Origin of the sequence: Embleya australiensis (genome assembly GCF_051903075.1) — a bacterium.
Taxonomy (GTDB): domain Bacteria; phylum Actinomycetota; class Actinomycetes; order Streptomycetales; family Streptomycetaceae; genus Embleya.
Map to the genome: position 1 here is coordinate 12,626 of NZ_CP182422.1, position 19,588 is coordinate 32,213.

At 71.0% G+C, this 19,588-nt stretch carries 15 protein-coding genes; 10 read left to right on the plus strand and 5 right to left on the minus strand.

All coding sequences use genetic code 11. From position 1 onward, the window contains the following. Positions 1 to 40: 40 nt before the first annotated feature. A complete protein-coding gene (locus tag ACMXN5_RS00060; RefSeq protein WP_439673359.1) occupies positions 41 to 2,440 on the minus strand; it encodes a Helicase associated domain protein in 2,400 nt (799 codons plus the stop codon). Between the two features lie 160 nt (positions 2,441 to 2,600). Here ACMXN5_RS00060 and ACMXN5_RS00065 point away from each other — a divergent pair, with 160 nt between their 5' ends. The 6 genes from ACMXN5_RS00065 to ACMXN5_RS00090 all read left to right on the plus strand — a co-directional run bounded on the left by ACMXN5_RS00065 (position 2,601) and on the right by ACMXN5_RS00090 (position 9,620). Next, entirely contained in the window at positions 2,601 to 3,683 is a 1,083-nt protein-coding gene (locus tag ACMXN5_RS00065; RefSeq protein ID WP_439673360.1) for a TniQ family protein, read from the plus strand. Between the two features lie 273 nt (positions 3,684 to 3,956). Continuing rightward, positions 3,957 to 4,688: a TnsA-like heteromeric transposase endonuclease subunit gene (locus ACMXN5_RS00070; protein ID WP_439673361.1), complete on the plus strand. Its 732-nt coding sequence runs from the start codon at positions 3,957 to 3,959 to the stop codon at positions 4,686 to 4,688. Beyond that, positions 4,685 to 6,988 carry a Mu transposase C-terminal domain-containing protein gene (locus tag ACMXN5_RS00075; RefSeq protein WP_439673362.1) on the plus strand — a complete coding sequence of 768 codons (2,304 nt, stop codon included), beginning with the start codon at positions 4,685 to 4,687 and terminating at the stop codon, positions 6,986 to 6,988. The genes ACMXN5_RS00070 and ACMXN5_RS00075 overlap by 4 nt, the downstream gene beginning before the upstream one ends. Positions 6,989 to 7,059: 71 nt before the next feature. Then, a complete protein-coding gene (locus tag ACMXN5_RS00080) occupies positions 7,060 to 8,130 on the plus strand; it encodes a TniB family NTP-binding protein (RefSeq protein ID WP_439673363.1) in 1,071 nt (356 codons plus the stop codon). A 429-nt stretch (positions 8,131 to 8,559) separates the two neighbouring features. After that, entirely contained in the window at positions 8,560 to 8,802 is a 243-nt protein-coding gene (locus tag ACMXN5_RS00085) for a hypothetical protein (RefSeq protein ID WP_439673364.1), read from the plus strand. A gap of 140 nt (positions 8,803 to 8,942) precedes the next feature. Then, positions 8,943 to 9,620, plus strand: coding sequence for a hypothetical protein (locus tag ACMXN5_RS00090; RefSeq protein ID WP_439673365.1), 678 nt, complete (start codon positions 8,943 to 8,945; stop codon positions 9,618 to 9,620). Positions 9,621 to 10,286: 666 nt separating this feature from the next. Here the strand turns inward: ACMXN5_RS00090 and ACMXN5_RS00095 are convergent. Continuing rightward, positions 10,287 to 11,426, minus strand: coding sequence for a Fic family protein (locus tag ACMXN5_RS00095; protein ID WP_439673366.1), 1,140 nt, complete (start codon positions 11,424 to 11,426; stop codon positions 10,287 to 10,289). 356 nt (positions 11,427 to 11,782) lie between these two features. Further along, the gene (locus ACMXN5_RS00100) at positions 11,783 to 14,530 is read right to left on the minus strand and encodes an NACHT domain-containing protein (RefSeq protein WP_439673367.1); all 2,748 of its coding nucleotides are present in this window, start codon (positions 14,528 to 14,530) and stop codon (positions 11,783 to 11,785) included. 110 nt (positions 14,531 to 14,640) lie between these two features. Between ACMXN5_RS00100 and ACMXN5_RS00105 the strand changes: the two genes are divergently transcribed. The 4 genes from ACMXN5_RS00105 (at position 14,641) to ACMXN5_RS00120 (ending at position 17,927) form a co-directional block, all read left to right on the plus strand. Then, entirely contained in the window at positions 14,641 to 14,877 is a 237-nt protein-coding gene (locus ACMXN5_RS00105; RefSeq protein ID WP_439673368.1) for a hypothetical protein, read from the plus strand. A gap of 383 nt (positions 14,878 to 15,260) precedes the next feature. Beyond that, positions 15,261 to 15,860: a hypothetical protein gene (locus tag ACMXN5_RS00110; protein WP_439673369.1), complete on the plus strand. Its 600-nt coding sequence runs from the start codon at positions 15,261 to 15,263 to the stop codon at positions 15,858 to 15,860. 36 nt (positions 15,861 to 15,896) lie between these two features. After that, the gene (locus ACMXN5_RS00115; RefSeq protein ID WP_439673370.1) at positions 15,897 to 16,898 is read left to right on the plus strand and encodes a Mu transposase C-terminal domain-containing protein; all 1,002 of its coding nucleotides are present in this window, start codon (positions 15,897 to 15,899) and stop codon (positions 16,896 to 16,898) included. Positions 16,899 to 17,153: 255 nt separating this feature from the next. Then, positions 17,154 to 17,927, plus strand: a complete 774-nt coding sequence (locus ACMXN5_RS00120; RefSeq protein WP_439677918.1) for a TniB family NTP-binding protein — start codon at positions 17,154 to 17,156, stop codon at positions 17,925 to 17,927. 64 nt (positions 17,928 to 17,991) lie between these two features. Here the strand turns inward: ACMXN5_RS00120 and ACMXN5_RS00125 are convergent, their stop codons facing one another. Together ACMXN5_RS00125 and ACMXN5_RS00130 are read right to left on the minus strand one after the other, a co-directional pair. Then, positions 17,992 to 18,348, minus strand: coding sequence for a transposase domain-containing protein (locus ACMXN5_RS00125; RefSeq protein WP_439677919.1), 357 nt, complete (start codon positions 18,346 to 18,348; stop codon positions 17,992 to 17,994). A 230-nt stretch (positions 18,349 to 18,578) separates the two neighbouring features. Beyond that, a complete protein-coding gene (locus ACMXN5_RS00130; RefSeq protein WP_439673371.1) occupies positions 18,579 to 19,325 on the minus strand; it encodes a hypothetical protein in 747 nt (248 codons plus the stop codon). Between the last annotated feature and the right edge of the window lie 263 nt (positions 19,326 to 19,588).

A 19,588-nucleotide genomic window follows, 5' to 3' on the forward strand; every position in this document is an offset into this window, starting at 1 on the left:
GGGACCATCCTGGCCGAGTGTGTACGGGATCGTCCCCGAATTAGCGCGGCTGCGTGCGGGGTCGCGACCTTGCCGTCGTCGGTCGGGCGCTGTGCAGTTCGATCGGGGGTGAGGGGGCGGTGAGGCCTGGCTGCCATTCCATGCCGAGTGCCTGCAGGGCGTCGAGTTCCGGGCGGGACAGGCGTGTGACGTGGTCGGGGTCGCGCAGGGCGGCGATCGCGGCGCCGAGGGGGATGCGGTCGCGGCGGACGCGTTCGACGTGGTCGGCGGGTACGCGCAGGTGACCGTGGGTGCGACGGAACCGGCGGGCGGCGCGCAGGAGGTGGCAGAACTCCTTCTCCCCCGAACTGCGGGGATTGCGCAGGCCGATGGCGAGGGGGTCCGCGGGCAGGAGACCGGCGAGTTGCTCGCGCTGGCCCGAACGCAGCGCGGGGAAGGCGTCGAACTGGGCGTCCAGCCATCGGGTCAGGTCGTCGGCCTCGGCCTGGGCGTGGGTGAGGGGGATGGCCAGGGCGCCGCCGCGGGCCCGAACGAGGGCGGCGGCGTGCATTCGCTGCCAGGCGTGCGGCCAGGCGGGGTTCCAGTGGCGGTCGATGCCGGCCAGCGCCTGGGCGTAGCGGCGGGGCAGGGTGCCGGCCGTGTGCTTGGCGCGTTGGTGTTCGAGCCAGGCGCCCAGGGGTTGTTTGCGGAAGGTCTCGGTCGGTTCGGGGAGCAGGTGGCCGTGTCGGTGGCGCCAGGCGCGGGCGAGGGCGAGGTGGTGCTCGGCGCTGTCGGCGGAGTGGGGCCAGCTCATGCCGAGTTGGGCCAGGGCGCAGATGCGTTCTGGGGCGAGGTTGCCGGCGGCTTTGAGGGAGCGCTGATAGCCGATCCACCAGCCCAGTTGGAAGCCGTTCTCGTCGATGTGGTCGCTGTCGACGTCGAGTAGGCCGTGGCGGGCGTGGTGGCGGGCGGCGGCATCCAGGCCCTGGAGCCACAGATCGGGAGAGGGGTCCATGGTGCGTAGCCCGAGGTGGGCGGCGATCTCGTCGGCGCGTTCGGGGTGGGGTGCGGGCAGCGGGGTGTGTTCGAGGGGTTCTCGGCCGTTGCGGGCGATGCGGTGGAACAGGTGCTCGTCGTGGGCGCGCAGGGCGATCATGACTTGGTAGAGCAGGTGGTAGGGCGTGCCGAAGGTGGCGTCCCGGGGGTGTTCGCCGGGTCCGAAGAACACCGGGATGATCAGGGTCGAGCATTTGGACATGCCCGGGGCCAGGCGCAGCGCGCGGCCCACGCCCTGGACGATGTCGATCGTGCTGGACTTGGGGTCGGCGAACAGGACCGAGTCGGCCAGGGGGAAGTCGACGCCCTCGATGGCCAGTCGGCAGTTGCAGAGCACTTCCAGGTCGGTCGCGTGCCGGCCGGGGGCGAGGTCGCGGGGCGGGCGGGCGAAGCGGTCCATGCGGCGGCGGCGCTCGGCGGGTGTGTGGCGGGAGTGGACGGCGGTCGCGCACAGGCCCTGGGCGTGGCGGCCTCCGGCGTGGCGGGCGGTGTCCAGGAGGGTGTCGGCGAAGGCGTCGGCATGGCTGATCGCGCGGGAGAAGACCACGGTGCGGCTGATGCCGTGCAGTTCGCGGGCGCGTAGCAGGGCGAGTTGGGCGCCGGCGATGCGCATGCCGCCGGCGGCCGGGTCGTCGTCGTGGTCGGGGCGGCCGGCGAGCAGGGTGCGCAGTTGGGTGTCGTGGATCTCGGGGGCGCAGATGCGGTAGTCGGCGAGTTGGCCCTCCTCGATGGCCTGGGCCAGGGAGTAGCGGAAGACGACGGGCCCGTACAGGGATTGGTCGTCCATGGAGGCGATGGGCTCGTGGGAGAGGGGGCGGGTGACGTCCCAGATCCTGGGGGTGGCGGTGAGGTAGAGGCGGTGGCGGGCGGGGACGGCGTCGTCGTCGTGGATGGCGGCCCATTGCTTGCCCAGGGCTCCCGCGGTGCGGTGGGCCTCGTCGACGACGACGATGTCCCAGCGCGGCAGGGCGAGGTGGAGGTGGGCTTCGATGATCCTGGGGAGGGAGGCGTAGGTGGCGAAGACGGTGACCGGGCCGTCGGCGGTGCGTACGGCTCGGGCCAGGACGGCGGGATCGGTGGTCATGGTCATCAGGCCCTGCAGGGCGGGGTCGGCGGGCTTGTCGTCGCTGAACAGGCCGACGTAGGTGCCGGGTCGGCCTCGGGCGTACCAGCTTCCGGCGGTCTGCTGGAGCAGCGGTCGGGTCGGGCACAGGACCAGGGCTCGCCCGTGGGGGGCGCGCCGGTGGGCGATGCCCAGGGCGATGAGGGTCTTGCCCGTCCCACAGGGCGAGACGAGGGTGCACCGCGCGGCGCCCAGGGCGAAGGCGTTGCCGGCGGCGTCGATGGCGTCCTGCTGGCGGCCGCGCGGTTCGATGGTCAGGTCGTGGACGCGTGGTGGCGGCAAAGGGGGGCCTCCCGGCGGCGCCGGCGCGGCGCCGTGCGGATGCGGCGCCGTCGAAGTGCAGCGTGGGGGAGGAATCGACGGGCGGGGCGGCCCCTGCCGGGGGTTCGCTCGTTCGAGTGAACAGCTCTGGTGGCGATCGGTGTCGGCGTGCTATCCGGCCGTGGAGGGCGGAACGCGCGAAGGGGCGGCGGCGGTGGCCGGAGGGTGGGTGGAGGCCGGGACGTGGGGCTCCTCGCGCGGTTGGCCGCTCGCGGTGCGGTTCGTCGCGGACGAGTCCACCGGCTCTTTCCTGTCGCGGTTCGCCCGGGCCAACGGCCGCGGCGTCGGGGACCTCCTGCAGGATGTGGGCGAGGGTGGGATCGGGCGGTCGCCGGTCGAGCCGTGCCTGGCGGAGGTCTACCTCAGCCGCCCGGCCCTGGAGCGGCTCGCGGTGCTGACCGGCCGCCGGGCGCAGGTGCTGCAGCGGGCGCTACCGAACCTGCGCGATCCGCTGCTGCTGGCGGACGAGGGACCGCGGTGGCACTACCCGTGGACGCCCGCGGCGGGGTCGCTGGTGCGTGCCTGCCCCCGGTGCGCCGCCTCCCGGGGAGCCGACGGCGCGTGGGTGGTGGCGCGGGACCCGTGGCGGGTGTGTCTGCGGCATCGGCGGTGGACGGACGCGGTCCGCGCCGGCGGGCCGGCCTGGTTCGACCTGGCCGCGCTGCCCGAGGTCACCGCCGCCCGACTCGGGTGCCTGCGCCTGGAACGGCGCTTCGGGCCCACCGGGGCGGCGTTGGTGGCCGACGCGTTCGCGATCGCCGGATGGTGGTGGCGCCGCGCGCCGCAGGCGCCGTGTTGGCGCCGCCGCGAGCGGTGTCTGGGGGTGGGCCCCGGTGCGGTGCGCACCGCCGTCCTGGTCGTGACGCCCGAGGCGTTCGCCCTCGCCCGGCTGCTGTTGCGGCACGAGCGGGTCCGCGGTGCGCAGGGCGGGCAGGACGTCGCTGCCGAAGCCGAACTGTTGTGCGCGGCGCGGGCGGTGGCCGGACGGTTGCCGCTGGCGCCGCGGGTGGCGCAGCAACCGGTGGCGGAGTGGTTGGCCCGCCACCACCGCATCCTCTCGGGGACCGAGGACCACGGCGGGGTGCGGGTGGGCCGACGCGAGCCGGTGCGCTGCCTCGTCCACGGTCGGGACGAGGCGCAGGCCTGTCTGAGGGAACGCACGTGCCTGCCCTGGCAGTGGAGCGACCTGCACACACGACCGTGAACGCCCCGGCGGCCGGGCTGTGTTCGGGCGGCGAGCGATTGCCGGCCCCGCCCCGGGCGTGGGGGCCTCGCCTGGCGGGCCTCGCCTGTCCGTGTGGCGGACGCCCCCCGATCGCCGGCGCCGCTCGTAGCGCGTCGCGCGGCGGTTCGGCAAGCGCCGGGGCACCGCTGTCACCCGTGGGAGTGAATACGCGGCCATCGGGTCCCGGGCCGCCGGGTGTCGCCGACGCTGGTGGGGACGGTTCCGCGCCGAGATGCCCGAAAGGGGGCCGGTGTGCCGGAGATCTCCATCGCCTACACCGACGAGAACGGACGCGCTCTCGAAGTGCCCGCGGATCGGGCAGGTGGCATCGCGTTCGAGGAACTCCCCCATCCGCGGCCCCCGATCGCCCATCGGGGGCGGCGCGGCTTCGTCACGGATGGCTGGGTCTCGGGGACCGGGCGGACACTGGCCCTGGGCTCGCTGCGACAGCAGCACGTCGCGATGCTCCTGGACCGGGACCCGTCCGTCGGCGCGTTCGCCGCCGGACCGGTCGAACTGCGCTGGAGCGCCGGGGGCCGGGAACACGCGCTGCGGCCCGACTTCCTCGCCCGCCTGACCACCGGTGTGCGCGCCCTGGTGGCGGTGGTGCCCGACCGCCCCGCCACCGATTGGGACGCGAGGGTCCGTATCCTGCGGGCGGCGGCCTCGCAGGCGGGCTGGCAGGTCCGTACCTTGTCCCCTCCGCGCGGTGTGCGGCTGGCGAACCTGCAGCTGGCTTTCGCGGCCCGCGACCCCAGGGGCCGCGACGAACGGCAGGCCCGGCTGCTGCTGGGCGCCTTCGCCCGGCCGCGGCCTCTCACGGACGGCGCGCGGGCCTGTCCCCTGCCCACCCTGGTCGCGCTGGAACTGGCCTGGCACCTCATCTGGCGTGGTCGCCTCCACGTCGACTGGGACACCCCCATCGTGCCGGACTCCTCGCCGGCCTGGGCCGCCCGACCGGCCCCGGAAGGCGGCCGGCGGTGAGCCCGGCCGCGGTCCGCACCGCACCGCCGCCGGCGCGCGGTGACCGTCTCGAGCTCGGCGACCGGGTCCGGCTGCGCGGGCACGTCTGGCGAGTCGTCTCCTGGCAGGGCGAGAGCATCTCGCTGGCGCCCGCGGACCGAAACGACACGGAATTAACCGCCCTGTTCGCCGCGCTGGTGGGCGCCGAGGACTTCGCCGTGCTGGACCGCGCGGACCGGCCCCTGACGCGCACCGAACTCTCCAGCCGCACCGGGCAGTTCGACGCCCTGCCCGTCGAGGTGCGCGCCGATGCCCTGCGGTGGCAGCGCCACGTGATGGAGGTCCTGCACCAGCAGGCGCCGAACGTGCCCGCCACCGGCGTTCCGCACCCGGCCTACGACCCCGCGACGCACACCCTGCAAGAGCGCTACCGGGCCAAGGCGGCGCAGTTGTCCGCGCTGGGATGGGACGTGTCGCACCACACGGTCGAGCGCAAGTGCCGGGCCTGGCGCAGGAGCGGACCCATGGGACTGGTCGACCGGCGCCGGACGCGACCCCCGTCCCCGTGCGGACGCACCGATCCGCGCGTGGTGGACGTGCTGTGGCAGGTCCTGGACGCCGAGGCGGGAAAATCGGCCGGCACGGTGACGCGGCTGTGGGAACTCGTCCGGGCGCGGGTCGCACGCCGCTACCGAGCGGAGATGCGCGACCCAAAGGAGCGTCGGCGTCTGACGGTGCCACGCGCGACCTTCTACAGACTCCTCCACCGCCTGGGCGTCACCGTCGAGGACGTGGCCGGGTCGACCGCGCGGCGCAGCGCCGACCGGGAGCGGCCCCCACCCCCGTACACACCCACCGCGGCGCGGGTGCCGGGTGAGTTGATGCAGATCGACACGACCGGCCTGGACGTGCTCGCGATCGGCGACGACGGTCGGCCCACCCAGGTCGAGGCCACCGTCCTGATCGACGTCGCCACGCGCACCATCGCCGGCGAGATGATCGTGCCCAAGCGCTCCGGCCACGGGCCGCACGGCAACCGCGTCGGCGGGCGGGCCACCCGCTCGCAGGACGCGGTCTTCGCCCTCGCGCAGGCCCTGGCCCCGGTCCCGGCCCGGGCGGGCTGGTCGCCACTGACCCTGATGGAAGGCTCCGACCTGCCCTACGAGGAGTTGCTGGCCGCCGATCCACGGATGGCCGGGGCCGCGGCCCGACCGGTGATCCGCCCGCGGACCGTGGTAATCGACCACGGGAAGGCCTACACCGGCAGCGCGTTCTCCTCGGCCTGCGCCGAACTGGGCATCGAGGTACGGCACGCCCGCACCCGGACCCCCACCGACAAAGCCATCGTGGAACGCGCCATGCGAACCATCAAGACGCGGTTCGGCCAGTGGCTGGCCGGCCACACCGCCCACCGCCTCGAACTGCGCGGCAAGAACGTCGAGCGGCAACCGCTGTGGCGCATCGACCAGATCCAGGACATGTTCTCGCAGTGGATCGCCCTGGAATGGCAGCAGACCCCACACGGCGGCCTGCGCAGCCCCTACACACCCGGCAAGCTCCTCACCCCGAACCAGATGTACGCCGCCCAGATCGCGCGCTGCGGCTACCGGGCCCTGCCGCTGACCCAGGACCAGAACCGCAAGCTGCTGCCCGCGGTGTGGGTGACGGTCGACCGCAAGGGCTTCCGCATCGACAACCGCACCTACAACCGCGGCACCGAACTCGCCCCGTTTCGCGGCAAGTCCGGCATCCCCGGGCGGCGCGGCCGGTGGGAGGTGCACTACAACCCCTACCGGCCCGAGGTGGCCTGGCTGTTCGACCACCGCGCCCGAGAAGGCGAGGACCCCTGGGTGGAAGTGCCCTTCGTCCACCGCAGGCTCCTCGACGACCCGTGGACCGAGGACCTGTGGGCGCAGGCGAGGGCCGCCCACGTCGCGGCCGGCGGCGACCGCCGCGACGAGGCGGCCATCTGCCGGGCGGTGGGCGAACTGCGCGAACGCGCCCGCCGCGGCCGGCCCGCGGCCGAACGCCGGGTACCCGCCCCGCTGTTCCGAGGCCCCGACGTCGACGTGGACACCCCGCCCCACGACCCCTACGCCGGCATCCCCGACGTCGATCCGAACACGATCACCCCCTACCGCAGCCTCGACGTCCCCGCCGCCGACCTGTTCCCCGACCCCGTACCGCCCACCGAGCCCCTTCCCGGCGAACTACCGGACCACATCGGCTTCCTCAACTGGGACATCGCAGAACTCGACCCGCCCGGCCCGAACCCGAAACCGCCCGAGAGCGCCGGCGACGACGAAGCGGGAGGGCCGTGAGCACCGCGCCCGCGAAACCCACCGCGGCCCCGCCGAGTCGCGCCCCGACCGGACCGCCCGAACCGGAACGGATGACGGTGCGCATCGGCTGGGACACCGCCGTGCACCGCCCCGCGACCATCCCCGACCTGCGTGACTGCGCCCCGGCCGGCACCCCGGTCGGCGACGACGACCCGCGAATGCTCTACCACGGCACCCTGGGACCGGTGGCCACCGCGGACATCGACCACGGCCTGAAGGTGGCCAGGCGACTGCTGCGGGCCAACCGACAGACCACCCAGACTCCCGCCCACGCCGCCGTCGACGGGGAACGGGGCAGCGGCAAGACCACCCTGCTCCACGTCGTGGGCCGCGCCCACCAGGGCCGCGTCGAGAAGTGGCACGGCATCGACGCCAACCGCATCCCCGTCGTGTGCATCAACACCCCGCCCACCCGCGACGACCTCGTCAACTGGTCCGCGCAGATCGCCGTGTTCCTGGGCTGGGACCTGTACCGCAGGGACCCGGACGGCAAGACGGTACAGCGGACGAAGGACTGGACCGGACCGGTCGTACACGTCCTGCGGGCCGCGAAGACCCGACTCCTCCTGGTCGACGGCATCGACCGGTTGCGCACCGGCGACATCGGGCCCGCGTTCGCCTTCCTCGACTTCCTGGCCGCCGAGTTGGGACTGACCGTGTTGTGGTGCGGCACCGGCTCCCGCGAGGTCCTGCGCGAAGCCCGCGGCGACCCCGACACCGACACCGGAACCCTGCTGCCCCGAAACGCCGCCCCCACCCTGTGGGTCCGCCCCGTCCCCTACACCGGCGCCCGGCCCGAACCCTGGCTGCGGACCCTCGACGGCTTCGACGAGAAACTACGACTGCACCACCACACCCGACACGACCTCCTGACCCACGCCACGTTCCTCCACAAGGCCAGCGAAGGACGCATGGACGTCCTGGCCCCGCTGATCTGCCAGGCCGCACAGATCGCCATCGAGAACGGCACCGAAGCCCTCACCACCGCCGTCCTGGCCGAAGCCGCGGAGTTCCTCGGAACCGACACGACCTACCGGGACCCCTCCCCCGCCGGCACTCTCCAGGACACCCCACAGGACACCGGGCCGCCCGGAGGAACCCCACCGGAAACACCCGGCTGACCGACCACACCGCCACGCGTCCGGCCGCCCGCGGCAACCACCCACAGCCGCGGCGCACACCCCCGCCCCGGGGCCGCCGCCCCGACGGTTCCCCGCCACGACCGCCCCCGGGACACAACCCCCGCCCGCCCCGTCGCATGGCCGCCGGCACGCCGCACAGGCCCACCCGCACAACACCCCACAAAACCCCGACCGCGACCACCACCGCGGCCCACCCGAACACACACAAGGCAGTCTCGCTCCACCCGCCGAAATCTCATTCCCCCTGCAAGATCAACCACTTACCCGCCCCCGACCAGCCGACATCCCCCACCACACCCGAAAAACGACCTCCCCACAGGTCGAAACATCCATCTCACGGCACCAGCAGCAATACAGACCACACAGCCACAGAACCAGACAACACCAGCGAGACGGGACACCGGGGAGGTGTTCGGGGTCGCGTGGGCGGTGGTGTGTCGGTGGTGGGAGTCGGTACTGACCTGGGAACGGGAGGAGATCTGGCCGCGGCGGCTCCACGCGGTCGCGGGCGGGGACGCCGGGGGTGATTTCGCGTGGTGGCGGGTGGTCGGGCGGGACGCGGTCGTCTTTCCGGAGGTGGTCGCGGTGGCGGACGCGTTCGGCGGCGCCTCGGGTACCGTCGCACCACCGCTGGCCTGGCACTGTTCATGAGCTTTTCGAAGAGCGCGGTATCCCTGGGGGTCATCCCCGACGGCCTGCCCCGCGCAGACCTTGCTGCCTGTCCCCGGCCGCTGACGGCAGCCGGATCCCCCGGGGTCGGTTGAAAAGGGCCCCGCACTACGATCCGACGCATGCCCGACCACCCGTGGTTCGAAGTCGACGGCCCCGCCGAGCCGGACGGCGAATTCGAAGTCAGCCCCGAAGAGGGCGCGTTCCTCGTGTCGTTGCGCGAGCACACGGCGTCCTTCGCGTCCGACGACGTGTATGGCGACGTCGGCCGGACCGACCCCGGGGACGTCCTGGTGGCGTACGTGGAGCTGATCGACCACGAGGCGGGCGTGCGTTTGGCCGCCTACGGGGTGCATTTCCAGGCCGGCCGCGTGCTCGGCGACGTCTTGGGCCACGAACTCGCACTCCCGGAAAGCCCTTCCGCCCGGGTCTTGGCCGCAAGCGGCACCGTGGCCGACCTGGCGTGGCGATCGGCGGCCTGGATCCGGGACGTCCTGGATCGCCCTGTGGTGTTGTATGTGTGGCTGCACGAGCGATACGCGTACGCGGCGAGGTTCGCCTTTGCCGACCTCGACGAGACCCTGTGCCAGACCTACGTCGAGCAGTTCGCCCCACCGGACCAGGCCCGGGAGTTGATCGCCGCGGGGCACGTGCGCGGCAAGGGATGGATCCGGGCCGTGGGCCTGTCCGCCCCCGATCTCTACTTCCACGTCCGCGGCGACCTCGGCCGGGCGTCCTTGCCGGCGGGCGTTGCGGCCGGTACCGAACGAGGACCGATCGGCGGTGTCTGGTACGCCTGACGGTCGGGTCCGACGGGCCGCGTCGATCGGCAACGAGGCCGCCGATGCGACGGGTTCGCCGTTGCCGGTCGGCCGTCCGCTGCGGGCGCGCGTCCGCGGTGGACGGCACACGTCGAGACCGTCGAACACGACGGCAAGGCATCGGGTCGGGCTCGGGGGCGTACTCGCGAGCGCGCGGCAGCGGCGGACCGCCTTGGTGCCCGAACGTCTCGACGCGCTCTCTCTGCGGTCGATACGAGGTGGACATGGGTTCGGACACCGGAAGGTTCTGCGCCGACGAGAGGTCCGGCGCGAGAGGCGGACCGGGCACGGGGAGGCCCGGCGAAGGCGACGTCGGGGGATGCGGCTCGGGTCGTGTGCGTAGCGCCGCCGGCGGTCCGGAGCCACGACGACGGAGGCGGGGCGGGCCGTATCGCGGACGCCGTCACGTCCCGGGCCGGCGAACGGCGCCGGCGGAGGAACGCATGTCGATCGGCGAGCTCCGGGGGTGGTACGGAGGGACAGCCGGTCGGGTTGCGCGGGGCGCGGACCGGGAGCACCGCGGACGAGGCCCGACGGTACGTGTGAGGAATCCCGGGGCGGGAATTTCGACGGCCCGACCGGCCGGCTCCGGCAGTCGGTATCGGCAGGCCGGGTCCGGCCCCGACTGCGCGCATTGACTGTGCGTTACTCGGTGTAGGGGTTGAGGATGCGGTGGGGTCGTTTGGCGGTCTCCAGCACGGTCTGCGGGAAGCGGGGGCCGGCGATGTAGTGGCGGCCTTTGGTTTGTCCCACTGCGGTCAGTACCCCCGTCTTCGTCAGCGCCTGGAGGTCGCGTGTCGCCTGCTGGGTGTTGATGGCTTCGGCTCGTTCGTAACGGGAGCGCCGCACCCTGCCGACCATGGCGACTTCGTGGAGGGCTGTGACCTGGCGTTCGGTGATGTCGTGGGCTTCGGCGGCCTCCATGAGCTGCATCCAGCATTCGTTGGAGCGGCCGACACGGTACTGCACGCGTTGGGCTTGCTGGTGGTAGGCGAGGAGGTTGAACTTGATCCACGGCAGTGTGTCGCGCTCGGGCGACCAGACGGGGCCGCCGACCTCGCGGAGTACCTTGTAGTAGTCCCAGGTGTTGCCCGGCATTCCCAGCCATTCCTCGATCGAGGAGAATTCGGGGGCCAGGATTTGGCCGCGGGCGATCAGCAGAGTCTGTAGCGAGCGGGACATTCGTCCGTTGCCGTCCGACCACGGGTGGATCTTCACCAGGTTCAGGTGTGCCATCGCGGCCCGGATGAGGACGTGGTCGTCGAGGTCGCCCTCGTTCAGCCAGTCGACGAGCTCGCCCATCAGGCCGGGGACCAGTTCCTGATCGGGCCCCTCGTAGTCCGTCGCCAGTTCGTCACCGGGGGCCGTGATCCGGATCGGGGTCCTTCGCCACTGCCCGGCCCTCTTCAGCGGATGGTGGTGCCCCTGCAGCATCCAGTGGAGCGCGTTCAGCAGTTCCTTGCCGTAGCGGAAGTCGGTGACGTCGTGCAGTGATTGGATGTATGTCATGGCCTGCTGGTAGGCCAGCGTCTCCGCCTTGTTCTCGTCGCTGGCGTCGACCTCGCGTTCTCCGTCCATCAGGTCCGCGACGTCCTTGGCGTCGACCCGGTAGCCCTCGATCGTGTTCGACGCCGCGATGGCACTGGCTGTCAGGGCCTTGCGCAGATCGAGGGTCCATTTCATGGGAGCCTGCTGCACCGCGTGGCGCAGCTGATCACGCATCGCGTCGACTTGCTCCAAGACCCGCAGGTCGACGGGCTCGAGACGGGGAGTCACATACAACATGCGGCAATGATACCAAGCTCCTATCATTTAGTGCTTGTCGCTTCCGGCCGCGTCGACCCGCCTGAGCGCCGACAAGTCGCACGGCGCGGCGCGGGTCGGGTGCGGTCGGGACGATTGTCGCCACCCGGACGGCGACCAGGGCGCGGGTGTCGAGTGGTCGATCGACGACGGGGCACCGCCCGCCCGGGCGTGGGCACGGGGCGGAGTGTGTGGGCCTTGTCCCGCCGAGCCGGGGCGTCCACGCTCCGTCGGTGGGTGATCAGTGCGGCGCGTTCGTGTCGTGTCGTGTGTTGTGGGACTTCGGCGGCCTGCTGCCACGCCGACGGACTCGCAGGGGCATCGTGGCCTGTTTCATGTCAGGGTCGCTGCTGGGTGGCGAACTGGGCTCCGGTATCGCGAAGGTGTTCCTGGAGAGCTTGGTGAGGGAAGGCGAACCCGCTGCCTGCGCGCCGCAGAAGGAGCCGTTGTTCGGCGTCATGCAGGAAGTGCTGATAGCGACGGGGCGTGTTACCGCTCCAGGTGAGGCCGGCGCGGAGGGTCCAGTGATACGTCACGGCGACACCACCGAATCGGAAGCCGCGTGAGATCCCGTAGATCGCACTTGCGAGGGCTGCCGTGAACAGAGTCCGCCCGAGGGAGGTGTCTACGTCGGCAAGAGTGATCAGAGCGCTGAGCAGCAGCCCGACGATCAGGGCGTTCAGTGAACCGTGCAGCATGGCGAAGCGTGCGGATCGGCGGATGCCTTCGTTCGGTCTGGGCCGCTTGTCGAGGAGCGTCGCCTCGAATTGATTCCCGAGCAGGTAGGCAACCCAGAGGAGGCATACGGCCGCAGGTAGCAGCCATCCTGTCTCCGGGATGACCAGACGCAGGGCAAGGCCGAACAGACCGACTTGGAGGAACCAGGCAACGGCTCCGAGGGCCATGACGCCCATGGCCACGCCCTTGGATGTCGGGAGCACGATCATGGATGGTAGCCATTTCCAGCGGAGTTGCTCGATCGGCATGTGAGAGGTGTGCAATAGGCCCTCGGAGGTGGTGACCATCGCCCACAGGTAGGCGAGCACCACGACGGCAACCGCCGGCGACCACTCGACGCTCGATGCCCAGGGAAAGGTCAGCGCGCCTGCCACGGCAGGGATCGAGGCCGCAGCAGCGACGGTGGGCTGCGACGATGATCGGGAGACGGCGCCCAGCATCACCCCCCAGCCGACCCACATGAGGAACAGCATGGACAACCTCACTGCGGAGCCCGTTGGGGACCAGACACCAGCGACCCAGGCACCCACTACCGCACCCGAGGTGGCTGAGCTGATGACGACGAGGGCTGTGGAGTTCGGGGAGGTCGACGGGGCTTGAAACGCGGAAAGGACCAGCAGTCCCCCCATCAGTACCGCCGGCCCTCGTAGATCAACGCTGAGGAACCCGCACCCCACCCCCAGGGCCAGCCAGGAAAAAGCAATGCTGCAGGCCAGCACCTGTACCACGTACCTGGACAGAACGCGCGGGAGTTTGCGGTGCTCTTTCGGGATCCAGGAGTCGTCCAGCCGATCGAGGTACAGCACATCCTCACCGCGACTGTCGAGCCGGCGGGAGAGCCAGGACAGCCATTTGATCGTGTCTTCGTCGGAGTAGCGACTGGGCGCTTCGAGCATGCGGCCCAGATACGCATCGAAGATCCGACGTTGACGCAGTTCGATCGACACGTGGGGTAACTGGTGGAGTTCGTGTGCGGTTCGGCCCGCATAGGTGTGGTGGATGATGTTGAGCATCAACGGCGAGCGCAGCAGCGTCCAAAGGCTCTTGTCGGCCTCCAAGGCCGCGCGCACATCCGCATAGGCGTCCGTTCCGGTCGTGAGGTCCTTGGCCAGGTAATCCTGGACATCGTGTCGGCTCGGCGGTTCCAGGCGCGCCAAAGTGCCGCCGATCTCCAAGGCGAGCGCCAAGTCACGATCGCGACAGGCAACCACGATGCCCGAACACGCGGCGCGGTGCCGTCGGATCTGAGCCGTACATTCCCGGCGATGCTCTGTGGCAACCCGGTCCAGGCCGTCGAGCAGCGGAAGGATCAGGCCCTCCGCAAGCCAGGCCCTGCTCAGCTGCTCCGCGACGTCGTAGGCGTTCTTGATCTGGTCTACGAGCCAGTCTTCCAGTGGCTGCCCCCGGTAGTTGGACAAGCTCAGCAGTACAGGTATCGGCGGCGGTCCGTCGTGACTGTCGGCGCGTCCGCATCGGGCGAGTTCGGCCAGTGCTTCGGTGGTGAGCGTCTCGGCCAGCTTGGCCAACTGGGTTGACTTTCCCATTCCCGCATCGCCGATCAGCACAAGATCGTCGGCCGCCCGGTCGAACAGCTCCCGGACGTTTCCGTCGAAGGGCGCGGAAACCACACCCGGTATGTCCTTCCGCGCTCGCTTACCTTTTCTGCGGCGCGGGCGCGCGACGGCGTGGGCCTTTGTCAGCAGGGTGAAAGATGGCGGTATGTAGTAGCTGGTCTCGGCCAGGGCGAGAGTCTGCCGCGCGTCACCCCGAACCCGTTTCAGCATCACCTGACGACGCCGTTCGGCAACCCCGATTCTCTTGTTGAAACGGCCCCGTAGCGCGGTAGCCGCCGCAACCGTGGCGGCGATGATGCCGACCAGCGCGCGCAGCGCGCGAGGGGCCAGAGCCCGTCTTACCCCCCAGTCGGCCACTGCCCTGTTCCGGGAGCCGTCCTCGTCGTCCTCATCAACCCAGGGCAGCGGCTCGACACCGCCGTTGGCTTCAATCTCCTGCTGGCGCTGCTCGGCGACGACCCAGCGCTGCTCCCATTCGCCGAGATGGCCGCCGAGAACGGTCACCAGCGCCTCCCCCATGGACTCCCATCGCGAACGCCTCTTGCCGGTGAGGATGTTGTGCACATGCCCCGTGGATATGCCGGACCTCCCGGCGATCATCGTGACCTTCGGCCGGCCGGCCGGAATGTACAACTCATCGTGCAACCTGCAGGCGAGTTCAGCCCACGGCCCGGCACCGGGATCAGGACGAGCGACTCCCGGGTTGCGCTTTCCGCCACGAGCCATCCGCGCCTTCTCCTCTTTGTCGGTTGGAAGCGTCGATCGTTCATTCACTGGCATTCACCGCAGGTCGGAACCGCTTACCGGGCAGGTTCCGCACGCCCTACAACAGAGGTCACCAGCTGGCCGAACCCCCTTATCCCGACCTCGAAAGGGCGAGAACGGTGGACATCCTCAGTCCGTATGAGACGTATCTCCTGGCGGTAGTGACGCTGGGTCTGGTCCGCACCGTACTGCTGCGATTGACGATCGTGGCGGCGCTTGCACTGGTGCTGCGCGGCAGCACGCCCCGCGAGCGGCCGGCGCTCCTCGGTAGCTTCGCCGAGTGTCTGCTCCACATGCCACGGAGCACGGTCGGGCACCGGCGCGGCCGCGAGCGCACGGACACGCGTCACCGGTAGACCTGTGCGTGGGTCGCGGTGATTCACGTGATCGCCGCGACCCGTCACAGGCGGCGAACAACCCCCGGACCACACCACGGGAACCGGACCATGGCACAGAGTGGTCGGACGGAGTACGACGGGTGCCTGTGGGAGTCGCTTTCGGTTCACACTGGGGGGCGGCGACGGGGACGTCCCGGGAATGGGGAGGGTGTGGTGGAGCCGAACGTTCTTCCAGCGGTCGATCTCGTCGACGTAGTGCCCGACCACACGGTGTCGTCGAGGACGGCCGGATCCGCGGTCGCGGCACCGTCGACATGAAGAGCGACCCAGTCGCGCAGCCCGCGCGCTGCACGAGGCCGGGGTGCTCCGAACCGACCGGCGGCGTCTGGCCACCGTCCGTCATGGCCGCGACCCTCGGCCCGGTGGTGATGCGGATCGAGGTGGCCGGCAAGAGTTCCCACTCGTCGGTGCGCGGGCGGATGTCGTACCGGCCCGGCACAACCGAGACGGTCGCGGCCGGCGCGATCGACCGCGGCTTCGTGATCCACCAGGCGCTGCGCCGGCCGGTGAGCGACTGGGCGGTCAACACGTTCGATCCTCCGAACCCGGACACCTCACCCTCGCCCCCGGACCCGCACTCGATGTCCCGGCCCTGTTCGAGGACGGCACGGTGGGGCGACCCGAACGTAACCATCGCCGTCGACGTCGCCACCCGGGCGATCCCGGCTGCGGTGCTGTGTCCGGACGGAACCAGGGCCGTGGACGCCGCTTTGCTGCTGGCGGAGATGGCCGTGCCGCACCCGATGCGCCCGCACTGGCCCCGGACGTTGGAGCTGTCGCGGGCGAGCGTGCCCTACGAGCGGCCAGCGACGGCGGACGGGCGGTTGGAGAGCGCGGCGCGGCCGGTGATCGTGCCGGAGACGATCGTCGTCGACCGGGGCAAGGTGTTCGTGTCCGAGGCGTTCTTGGCGACGTGCGAGACGTTGGGGGTGAGCGTGTAGCCCGCTCCGCCGCGCAGGCCCGCGGCGAAAGGGGTGGTGGAGCGGACGTTCCGCGCGATCGACACCCTGTTCCGCCAACACCTTCCGGGATACACCGGCTCCGACGCCGGCCGGCGTGGCACGGATGTCGAACGTGAGCCGTGCTTCAGCGTCGCCCGGTCGAAGGACCTGCTCGACGAATGGCTCGTGCACCAGCACCACCGCCCCCACGAAGGGCTACGACATCCGGTGATGCCGAGGGTCGCGTTGACGCCGAACCGGATGTGGGCCGCGCTGGTCGCGGTGGCCGGGTACGTGCCGGTACCGCTGAGCGGCGGCGACTACCTCGAACTGTTGCCGGTGCGGTGGCAGGCCGTCACCGAACGGGGGATCCGCCTCGACCACCGCACGTACGACCACGAGGTGCTGGGCCCGTACCGGGGGCAGTCCTCCGGCATCGTCGCCCGAGGCGGGAAGTGGAAGGTCCACCACAACCCCCACGACGGCCGTCGGGTGTGGATCCGCCTGCCCGACGGCGAGTCGACCGAGATCCCGTGGATCCACCGCGACCACGTGAACGCGCCGTTCGACGAACGCACCCGGCAACACCTGCGGGCCACCGCCGGCCCCAACACCGACGCCGACATCCACGAAGCGAACCTCGCCGGCGCCCTCGACGGGCTCATGCGCCGCGCCCGCACCGGAGGCGCCACCCGCGCCGAACAACGCCTCCTCGCCCGGGGCACGCCCACCCGGATTCGCCTGCCGGGACGCCCCGCGCGCGAAGGGCGGGAACAGGACCTCGGCACACCGTCCCGGGGGGCGGGCGAGGACAGCCTCGACGAACTCGACGAAAGTCCCGACGCGTCCCCACTGCCGGGGCGGAACGCCGGTGAAGACGATTCCGACTCCCCCGCCCCGTCGTACACGGGATACGGGCTCTACGACGCACACGAGGAGGCCCTGAAATGGCGACCCCCGGTGCGCAGTCGGGCGACGACACAGGCAACGCGTGGGTACACACCGATACCGACACGACGGAACAGTCCCGGCCGGTGACCACCTGGCAGGGCCGGCAGGAATTCGCGACTGCACCGCCCCCGGTGCCGCCCGGGCCCGGCACGGCGCCACGCGGCCGGGAGGAACGCCTGGCCCATCACTCCGCGTCCGCGGGCGTCCGCGCCCCGGCCATCGACACCCTCGCCGCGAACGTGCGCACGCCGACGCTCCCGGGCCCGGGGACGCCGGCAACGGACCACCGCCCGACCGTCCCTGATCGTCACCGGGCCCGCCGCCGCCGGGAAGACCACCGCCCTGCTCCACGTCGGACGCGCCCGCCACCTCGCCCACATCCGCCGTGTCCCGGCGCTGCCCGGGCAGGCCCACACCCGCGTGCCGGTCGCGTATGTTCTCGTACCGCCCGGCGCGACCGCGAAGGCCCTCGCCGCCGAGTTCGCCCGCTATCTCGGCGTGCCCGTCACCACCCGCATGACGCAGGCACAGATCACCGAAGCCGTCTGCCACACCTACGACCGGGCGGGCGTCCGCCTGGTCCTCATCGACGAGATCCACCGCCTCAACCCGCGCACCGCCACCGGCGCGGAGACCGCCGATTTGCTGAAGGACCTCACCGAACGCATCCGGGCGACGTTCGTGTACGCGGGCATCGACGTGGTGACAACCGCGTTGTTCAGCGGTGTACGCGGAGCGCAACTCGCCGGACGGGCCTCACTCGTCGAGTGCGGGGCCTTCCCCGCGCGGCTCGGCACACGCGAACCGTTCACCGAGTTGATCGCCGGAGTGGAAGCCGCCCTCGACCCGAAGCGCACACCGGGCCGGGACACCACCGCCGCCTCGCCGCCTACCTCCACCAACGCACCGCCGGACGGATCGGAAGCCTCACCCGCCTCGTACGCCAAGCCGCGATCACCGCCATCGACGACGGCACCGAACGCATCACCAAAACCAGCCTCGACGCGGTTCGTCTCGACCACCTCGCCGAAACCCGACACCACCCCGGCACACCAGGGTCCCGCACACCCAAGCGGTAGACCGTCCCGGCCCTGTAACCAGGGCAGGAGCCCGTGACCAGCACAAACACGAGCGGGGGCCTTCAGGCGTACAAGGCTATGTGCAACACACCCGCGTATTCTCAACGAAACTGCGACACCCCCAGGTCAGGCCCCCCACGGCCCTCACCCGGACCACCACGAAACATTCTCAACCAACCCGCAAAACCCCAGCCCACACCACCACCCACACACCAACAACCACCCCCGAAATCACAGCTGGTGAGCATCTCCCACGCCCGCGCGTAACCCAGCCTCGGGAACAAGCCCAGCGCGAGCATGAAGCACACCCCCACCCGCGAGGGCAGCGACCTCACACGCCTCTGGACGCGTCCGCTCTCGGCAAGCACCGCATCGACCAGATCGAACGGCGCGTACCGTGTCAACTCACCCAGATGACCGGGATCCAACACGGCCGCCCCGGGCAAACGCCCGGTCACATCAACAAGTTCAGGACTGGAATACTGGAACGGCAACGGGACCCCTGCACCTACACGACGTCTTGGCGGACATCACGAGGTATAGCAGAGGTCCCGTTGCCCTTACGACCACAGTCTCAAGCGCACTTGACGGCCGCCGACGGGGCTCAACTACGCGGCATTGGATCAAACCCGGAGCGGTTCACACCAACCACCACTGCGAAATCACACCTCAGTAACCCCCAGGCTCATCAGAAGCAGGGTACGGGGGCGGGGCCGGGCCAGGTGTCGGGGTCGAGCATCTGCCACAGGGTGTGGGCCAGGCCATCGACGCCGGTGTCCTCGACCTGCCGCATCCAAAGCGTCGGGGACAGCAGTCGGTGGAGTTCGGGGGTGACGGTCTCCTCGATCACGGCGCGCAGGGTGTCGGGGACGGGGTCGTCGACCAGGCACAGCCACGCCAACGCGGCGCTCACCCTCACCTCGGCGGGGCCGGTCGGATCCGACCACAGGGCGCGAGCCCAGGCGGCGGCATCGTCCGGGTCGTGCTCGTGGGCGAGTTGCGCGATCGCCAGGACCAGCCCCGCGCGCACGCGGGCGTCCACCTCGACGTCGAGGCGCGCGTGCAGGGCGGTGGAGATCTCGCTGGCCCGACCGGACGCGGCGGCCAGGACGTACGCGGCCATCTCCCGCACCAACGGGTCCGGGTCGTCCAGCAACCCGATCACGACGTCCGCGTCCGTAGCGACCGCGTCCCGCGCCGCCCGGATCGACCAGTTCTGCACAGAGCCGTCCGTGCTGAAGCGCACATCGTCGTCCGCGTACGCGACCCGCAGCAGACCGGCCCGGGTTCCGTCGTCCCAGAAGTCGCGGCGCGCCATCCTCGCACACAACTGGAGCACCGCGAGTCGCTCGTGCGTGGACGGGTCGGCCGCGATGCGCAGCAGGAAGGGCACCACCAACGCCCCCGCCGCCAGACGACATCCCTGACTGAACATGTCACCCCCCACGGCCTTCCGCGCCTCCCTTGCCGTGGCGGAATCGGCGGAGCGCATCCGCTCCAACTCCACCGGCAGATCGGAATCGGGCCCGAACCGGGCAAAGGGCACCCGATCGTAGCGGAAACCCTCGCGAACCTCGAACGGCATTCCCGCCACCACCACCCGAACATCCCAATCCGTCCCTTCAGATAGTTCGGGCGAAACGTCGAAACCCTCGACCTCCACCGGCACACACCCTTCGAAAGTCCATTCGACACAAC

Coding starts and splice junctions, on each gene's coding strand:
- ACMXN5_RS00095 (WP_439673366.1), bottom strand. CDS start 11,426: ATGTTGTATGTGACTCCCCGTCTCGAGCCCGTCGACCTGCGGGTCTTG.
- ACMXN5_RS00090 (WP_439673365.1), top strand. CDS start 8,943: ATGCCCGACCACCCGTGGTTCGAAGTCGACGGCCCCGCCGAGCCGGAC.
- ACMXN5_RS00130 (WP_439673371.1), bottom strand. CDS start 19,325: ATGTTCAGTCAGGGATGTCGTCTGGCGGCGGGGGCGTTGGTGGTGCCC.
- ACMXN5_RS00080 (WP_439673363.1), top strand. CDS start 7,060: ATGACGGTGCGCATCGGCTGGGACACCGCCGTGCACCGCCCCGCGACC.
- ACMXN5_RS00110 (WP_439673369.1), top strand. CDS start 15,261: ATGGCCGCGACCCTCGGCCCGGTGGTGATGCGGATCGAGGTGGCCGGC.